Source organism: Pseudoalteromonas sp. Z1A6, from assembly GCF_011378745.1.
Classification (GTDB): domain Bacteria; phylum Pseudomonadota; class Gammaproteobacteria; order Enterobacterales; family Alteromonadaceae; genus Pseudoalteromonas; species Pseudoalteromonas arctica.
Map to the genome: position 1 here is coordinate 1 of NZ_WTKW01000241.1, position 6,563 is coordinate 6,563.

A 6,563-nucleotide genomic window follows, 5' to 3' on the forward strand; every position below is an offset into this window, starting at 1 on the left:
TTTTATTGATAAACAAACCATAGCTGAGTTCCTATTTTGGTTCAATCTATTACTGTGCTTTTACGCAGCATATAAAGAAGTGTTTGGTATTGTTTTAATTGGCGTTTTGGAAGGTATTACTGAAAAATTTAGTGTGGGTACCTTTTTTACTCTTTCTAGAATGAGCAGGATTATCTGTACGTTATTTATTTTTGGCTAGAGCATCGCTACTTGGCCACGATAGTTGGCAGCAAGGAGCCAAAGGAAAGCCCTATAATACCATTATCAGACATTGGCCCTTAAGTGAATACGAATACTATTTAGGTGCTTGAAAACACACACGCCTTACTTTTCAATTTACTTAACTGCATTGAAAAATAAGGGATCACCGCATTAATATTTGGGAAGTGAACTTTAGAGACCAATTAAACTAGACAGCCACTCTAATTGAACAAACAAAACGTTGCCTAGATTCTAATTGGAAGTGCACCAATGAATAAAGAAAGTGGGCGATTTAAAGGTCATCGAAAATAAAAGGCAGGCGACCGCAAGTAAGAACCGTTTTGTATATGGCAATGTTGTCAGCAATGCAATCAAATCCTGTTTTCAAAGCAACATATCTGCGGTTATTAGCCGCAGGGGAAACCTAAAAAAGTTGCCATTATTGCATGCATTAGAAAGATGATTGTTATCTTAAATTCAATGCTAAGAGATGGTGTTTTATGGGAAGCGCCAAAAGTTATAAATTAACTATTGACGCCATAGTCTCTTGTTAGGCATTTTAAGTGCTTGCAAAGCTTGTATATAAACTTCCAACACCTACTATTAAGCCTAGTGCACCAATAATAAAGCCCCAGAAGGTTAATTTTTTTTGTTTGGATAGATCTTGTATGTTAGAAGAATAAAGAACACTGAGCGAAGCTGCCAATTGTGCTACTGAATTACCATTTTCTGCTTTCAACTCTTGCTGAATGTTACCAAGCTGCAAACCTATATTTTCAGGAAGCTCCGCATACGGTTCATTTTTTTGATGCTCAGTTATTAATTTTCTTAAAAGTTCAAGCGAGCCTGTGAGCTTCTCATTATCTCCTGCAATAGCATCTGAATGCAGCACTCTTAAACTAAAAAGTATGGCTTTTCTGTCTTGAGACCAACGTTCTGCAATATGAAGCATATCTTCGTAAGTTAAGTTAGAGTTTATAATTCCAGCTTTAACTTGCTCTCTAAAGCGTTTTCTCCAATTGTTTTTTGCAGCGTCTACTAAAATAGGAATTGAAACTAACCCTGTTGCAACAGCTACAGTTCCCAAAGTGGGTAACAATTCGCTGAAAATAATACTCATAACTCTCCTTAATGCCTAACGCCTCATTAAGAGGAAATTTATAGTTGGCTAAAATGTTGAACGCAGTGAAAACAGCCAACTGTAAATTTTCCTGCTTTAATGACTTGTTAGCTGCGCATTTCGTCTAGTTTTGAAACCAGTTCTTTTAATTGAGGAATTTCAATTTTTTTACCGCTATAGGAGCTTTTAGCTTTATTAAAATATGGTTTTGCCTTGGAATCACTACCAGCCTTTTCGTGTAGTAAGCCTATTCTTAGATAAGTAAATGACAAGTTATTTGGCCCAAGCTTGGAACTAGTGCTATCTGATTCTAGGATTCTTGCTAGAGCTTGAAGTGCGTAAAGTCCACTTTCAATAGAGCCTTGTATGTATTGAGTATGAGCTAATTCAATTTCTTTTTTAAGATAATCAGAAGAAATCTCATTCGCAATAGAAACTGATGAAACTACAGAGCCTAACGTAAATAGGCCTAATTTGATCATTTTGTTCATTTTAATATCCTTATAGATTGAAATATGCCGCAATTTTCTGTGCAGCTAACAGCTTATTGAACACCACTTTGGGGGGTTATAACACCCCAAAACGGCGTTTATTACATTGTTCAATAATTCCACTAAATAACTTTAATGTAAACAAGTAATTAGGCATGTTATAAAAAGCCCTTTGTTATTTTGCACCAAAACGGCGTTTAATAATGTTATTGGACAAAATTAAGCTAGCTGTTTATATAAACAGCTGTTTCTGTAAGTTAGCTTTATTTATGTAGCTACCTTTTACGGCCATAATTAACAAACGTACGGATACTAAGCGCTACACAAAAGCTTATTGCGGCTTACTTATACTGGATTAGCATTTTTTACGCTTTAATAGCTGGCGTTTAGCCTTATTCGGTAAAAACATTATTAATAAATTAAGAGGAGTAATAGGAAAATTTTGGCTTTATGTATTTAGCACGTAATTAGCTAAAGCATTGGTTAGATAAGCGAGCCTTAACATATTAATGATACAGGCTCGCTGAGGTGTTTATGATAAAAACGGATGAATGAGGTATTTACTTTACATCAAAGTTCACGTGGTCAAAATATGGATTTTGTTCACGCGCTTTAAGTACACTAATTGTAGTAAGCACGATGTGTTGCAGTTCGTTATTTACGTTAACAACTATGCATTCGTCTTTATTAGCATTGCGTTTTGTGTCAGTTGCTACGCCACATACACCATCACCATTTTTTAATATAAGCTCAATGCTTAAACGGTGCATACAGGCAATTTCGATGTAGTCGTATTGGTTGCAACTGATCATAACGTCCTCTTTATATATTATTTAGTCGGTTTAAAAATCATTAAAAAAGCAATAACAACAAGGTTGGCTATATACCAAAGATCTTTAATTACAAATTGCCCTAAACGCTCCAATAAAGTGGAAGAACTAAATGCGCCGGTTGCGGTAATTAAAAATGTTTGGGTCATCATAAATACGCTTAAACATGCTAAGCCACTTACAATAATTAGCTTTTTATTATTTAAAAATAGCCCTAATCCCAATAACACAGCAAATAATACATCAAACCCGCCAATCACGTTAGACGCGCCTTGTACGCTAAATACCGTGTATAACCACGACATAAACGGTGAGGTTTCTACTAAACTTACAATGCCTTTTGCTTCAAACTCATAAAACTTCATGCCGCCAATCCACAATAAAACCATGGCAACCGGTATAAAGTTTAAAAGTACGTGTTGTTTGTCGGTAAGTTTGTCTTTATAAAATAAAAACAAATACAAAGGCACTACTGCAAAGTATTTAATTATGCCCTGCCCGCTACCAATGATTGGAAAGCCGCCAAGTTGAGCCATCCAGCGGTTACTGGCAAACAAGGTAAGTAATGCAACCAAACTTATAATTGCTGCAAGTAAAAGTGCTGGCGTAGGTTTCATTAGCTTAAGGTGAGCGAGCACGGTGGCAAACGCTAAAGCAACCATAAATGAGCCACTAATCAAACCTAATGCAGATACAGACATTAGCGAATCAACGCCATAAAAGCTAAATGTAGCCGTTAACGTATTAGAATTTGCACCTAACGCAAACGATAAGCCAAGCAGTAGAAAGCTCAATGAGAGTAAAAAAGAAAGTGCGTTGTTTGTGTGTTTTAAGTTCATTGTATTTCCAAGTATTCGTTAAGACTTACAAAGACCTTACAAGCCGATAAAACAATTCAAACTAACCCTTAAAAAATAAGAGTTGATTAAGTACAATGTAAGCTCTCATTTGGTAATTTAATTATTCATCTTTAGTTTATGGTTTATTACCTCTTTATTAATAAAATTAAATAAGTCTAATATTCATATGATGTGCGTCACCTTTTTTATTATTAAATGAAGTAAAATAACGTTGCCTTTTCAATATACAAAATGCATGCATTTTAAAACTTAGGGACATTTTTAATGAAGGGTACTGATATTCGGGTTACCTCTGGACTGATTTCTATAGCTATTGTTTTACTACTTTGGTTTGCTGTACCACCTCCGCAAGGTGTTACCGAAAACGCATGGCATTTGCTCGCTTTATTTATTGGTACTGTTGTTGCCATTATTGGTAAAGCAATGCCTATCGGCGCCATTGCTATTTTAGCTATTACTTCTGTTGCGTTAACGGGCGTAACTAATGATAGCCCATCTGGCGCTATTAAAGATGCATTAAGTGGCTTTTCTAACTCATTAATTTGGTTAATTGGTATTGCGATTATTATTTCTCGGGGTTTAGCTAAAACCGGTTTGGGAAATCGTATTGGCTATAATTTTATTTCTCTTTTTGGTAAAAAAACAATTGGTATTGGCTATGCACTCGCACTTTCTGAACTTGTTATAGCGCCTGTAACGCCAAGTAATACCGCACGAGGCGGCGCTATTATTCACCCAATTATGAAGTCGATAGCAACAAGCTTTGGCTCGTCTCCTGAGGAAGGTACATCTCGTAAAATTGGGCACTACCTTGCTTTAGTGAGCTACCATATAAACCCTATTACATCAGCTATGTTTATTACGGCGACTGCGCCAAACCCTCTAATTGTAAAGCTGATTGCTGATGCTACCGGTGCAAATATTAGTATTACATGGGGTACGTGGGCGCTCGCAGCGCTTGTTCCTGGTTTGCTATGTATTGCCCTTGTGCCTTTGGTTGTTTATGCCATTTACCCACCTGAAGTTAAAAGCACACCCGACGCTAAAAACTATGCAGAATCTAAATTAACTGAAATGGGCCCAATGAGTTATGGCGAAAAAATAATGGTGGGAGTTTTTGCTATGCTGCTTGTTTTATGGGCCGGTGTACCTGCAATGATTTTAGGGGCTGACTACGCGGTTAACACAACCGCAGTGGCTTTTTTGGGTTTGTCGGTTTTATTAGTGACTGGTGTATTAAGCTGGGACGATGTACTTAAAGAAAAGTCTGCGTGGGATACCGTTGTTTGGTTTTCAGCATTAGTAATGATGGCCACTTTTTTAAATAAACTAGGTTTGGTAACGTGGTTTTCAACACTTGTTGAGAGCAACATTGCGCAACTGGGTTTTGACTGGATTGTATCGGCCATTATATTGGTAGCTGTGTATTTTTATGCTCATTACTTTTTTGCCAGTACCACAGCACATATTACAGCTATGTTTGCCGCATTTTACGCCGCAGGTTTAGCGCTTGGCGCTCCGCCTTTATTTTTAGGTTTACTGTTAGCTGGCGCTTCATCACTCATGATGTCGTTAACGCATTACGCAACAGGCACATCTCCCATCGTGTTTGGCTCAGGCTATGTATCATTAAAAGATTGGTGGGTAATGGGCCTTATAATGAGCATTATTAATTTAAGTGTATGGGGAATTATTGGCGGGCTTTGGTGGAAAGCACTTGGGTATTGGTAGTATTGCCTTTATTAGTTTGGCTTGCACATTTAATACTGCGCACTTATTTTGGCTAGTTCTACAATTATAAATATTAAGGCTGTTGCAAGGGAGCACTATGGTTTTTAAATTTATAAAGGCAGCATATTCAGACCGAGACTACTTATTAAGCCTCAGAAAACTAACTATGATTGAACACTTGGAAAGGGCCAGGTTATTTTTAACTGAGCAACAGCATGTTTTAAGACTTGATGACCAATATGACTGCTCCCACCTTATAGTTATAAATGAGGTACCCATTGGTACTTTAAAGTACCAAACGCACGCTCAATACGTTGAAATAATGCAATTACAAATACATCCACTGCATCAAAATAAAGGGTATGGGAAAGCGGTTATTAAACAAGTTATTACAAGTGCGCAGTCAAAACCCATTAAACTCACAGTGCTTAAAAACAACCCAGCATTAGGACTTTATAAGCGGCTGGGTTTTACTATAACGGATGAGAATAATTACGAGTACCACATGCAAACGCGGGCTACTCGTAGCTAAAATTAGTCGCTTTGATCTCTGAAGTCTTTTTTTCTGAAAATAGTTAAATGCCAACCCCAATGCAAAGAGCCTAATCTTAAAAAAATAGTCGTGAAAAATGAGCCTAAAATACACCAAATGTAATCTACATTAAGGCTAAATAAAGCGGCATAAACTGCACCACCCGCTAAACACGCAGAGGCGTAAGGTTCGCTGCGCATAACAGTTGGCACCTCACGGCAAATTACATCACGTATTAAACCACCAAATATACCTGTAGTAATGCCCATTGTAATTGCGACCACCATGCCAGAGCCATTAATGAGTGCTTTTTCTATCCCCATAATATTAAATAGCGCCATACCAACAGCGTCTACTAACAAAAAGTAGTAGTTATTAACGCGCGGTAAGTATCGAATAAATGCAATTGTTGCTATAACGGCCCCGTAGGTCGAATATAAATACTCCGGGGTAGCAATCCAAAATACCGGTTTGTTTAAAAGTATATCTCTGAGGGTACCGCCCCCTAGTGCTGTAACGGTTGCAACCACTACGACGCCAAAGCCACTAATGTTTTTTTCATACCCAAGCAATGCCCCTGCAACAGCAAAAAATGCAACACCGAGTAACCCTAGTACCATAAAGTATTCAGCAGTCATGGTAATTCCTTTTTAAAGTTTATAAGGAGTTGTATCAACTTACGTGCCAAAAAACATCCCTTAAAAGTTGAATTAACTTTAAAAAATACATTTAAAAACAACGCTGTAATTTACACTGAATGCAGTTCGAGGTTAGGTTTTATGAAAGGTAATATTTGAG

Annotated in this window: 8 protein-coding genes and 1 pseudogene; 4 read left to right on the forward strand and 5 right to left on the reverse strand. The window is 37.2% G+C overall.

Annotation, left to right across the window (positions count from 1 at the left end):
- Positions 1–199: hypothetical protein (locus tag GQR46_RS20555; RefSeq protein ID WP_206009619.1), on the forward strand; the 199-nt coding region annotated here is incomplete at its 5' end.
- Positions 200–429: 230 nt separating this feature from the next.
- A pseudogene (locus GQR46_RS14275) lies at positions 430–729 on the forward strand (transposase); the annotation flags it as partial.
- Between the two features lie 31 nt (positions 730–760).
- Here the strand turns inward: GQR46_RS14275 and GQR46_RS14280 are convergent.
- The 4 genes from GQR46_RS14280 to GQR46_RS14295 form a co-directional block, all read right to left on the reverse strand.
- Positions 761–1,321: a hypothetical protein gene (locus tag GQR46_RS14280; RefSeq protein WP_165741291.1), complete on the reverse strand. Its 561-nt coding sequence runs from the start codon at positions 1,319–1,321 to the stop codon at positions 761–763.
- Positions 1,322–1,428: 107 nt separating this feature from the next.
- A complete protein-coding gene (locus tag GQR46_RS14285; protein WP_165729621.1) occupies positions 1,429–1,812 on the reverse strand; it encodes a hypothetical protein in 384 nt (127 codons plus the stop codon).
- A gap of 560 nt (positions 1,813–2,372) precedes the next feature.
- Positions 2,373–2,624 carry a Rho-binding antiterminator gene (locus GQR46_RS14290; protein ID WP_165741292.1) on the reverse strand — a complete coding sequence of 84 codons (252 nt, stop codon included), beginning with the start codon at positions 2,622–2,624 and terminating at the stop codon, positions 2,373–2,375.
- Between the two features lie 17 nt (positions 2,625–2,641).
- Positions 2,642–3,481 carry a DUF417 family protein gene (locus tag GQR46_RS14295; RefSeq protein WP_165741293.1) on the reverse strand — a complete coding sequence of 280 codons (840 nt, stop codon included), beginning with the start codon at positions 3,479–3,481 and terminating at the stop codon, positions 2,642–2,644.
- Positions 3,482–3,766: 285 nt separating this feature from the next.
- Between GQR46_RS14295 and GQR46_RS14300 the strand changes: the two genes are divergently transcribed.
- Both GQR46_RS14300 and GQR46_RS14305 read left to right on the forward strand, forming a co-directional pair.
- Positions 3,767–5,233 (forward strand): DASS family sodium-coupled anion symporter, encoded by a 1,467-nt coding sequence (locus tag GQR46_RS14300; RefSeq protein ID WP_165741294.1) that lies wholly within the window; start codon positions 3,767–3,769, stop codon positions 5,231–5,233.
- A gap of 97 nt (positions 5,234–5,330) precedes the next feature.
- Entirely contained in the window at positions 5,331–5,765 is a 435-nt protein-coding gene (locus tag GQR46_RS14305) for a GNAT family N-acetyltransferase (protein WP_165741295.1), read from the forward strand.
- A 2-nt stretch (positions 5,766–5,767) separates the two neighbouring features.
- Here GQR46_RS14305 and GQR46_RS14310 read toward each other — a convergent pair whose 3' ends face one another.
- Complete coding sequence (locus GQR46_RS14310; RefSeq protein WP_004334621.1) at positions 5,768–6,403, reverse strand: trimeric intracellular cation channel family protein; 636 nt, start codon at positions 6,401–6,403, stop codon at positions 5,768–5,770.
- Positions 6,404–6,563 lie beyond the last annotated feature (160 nt).

Bases quoted from the DNA above. Each gene is read 5' to 3' on its own strand.
- GQR46_RS14280 (WP_165741291.1), bottom strand. From the start codon at position 1,321: ATGAGTATTATTTTCAGCGAATTGTTACCCACTTTGGGAACTGTAGCT.
- GQR46_RS14285 (WP_165729621.1), bottom strand. From the start codon at position 1,812: ATGAACAAAATGATCAAATTAGGCCTATTTACGTTAGGCTCTGTAGTT.
- GQR46_RS14290 (WP_165741292.1), bottom strand. From the start codon at position 2,624: ATGATCAGTTGCAACCAATACGACTACATCGAAATTGCCTGTATGCAC.
- GQR46_RS14295 (WP_165741293.1), bottom strand. From the start codon at position 3,481: ATGAACTTAAAACACACAAACAACGCACTTTCTTTTTTACTCTCATTG.
- GQR46_RS14300 (WP_165741294.1), top strand. From the start codon at position 3,767: ATGAAGGGTACTGATATTCGGGTTACCTCTGGACTGATTTCTATAGCT.
- GQR46_RS14305 (WP_165741295.1), top strand. From the start codon at position 5,331: ATGGTTTTTAAATTTATAAAGGCAGCATATTCAGACCGAGACTACTTA.
- GQR46_RS14310 (WP_004334621.1), bottom strand. From the start codon at position 6,403: ATGACTGCTGAATACTTTATGGTACTAGGGTTACTCGGTGTTGCATTT.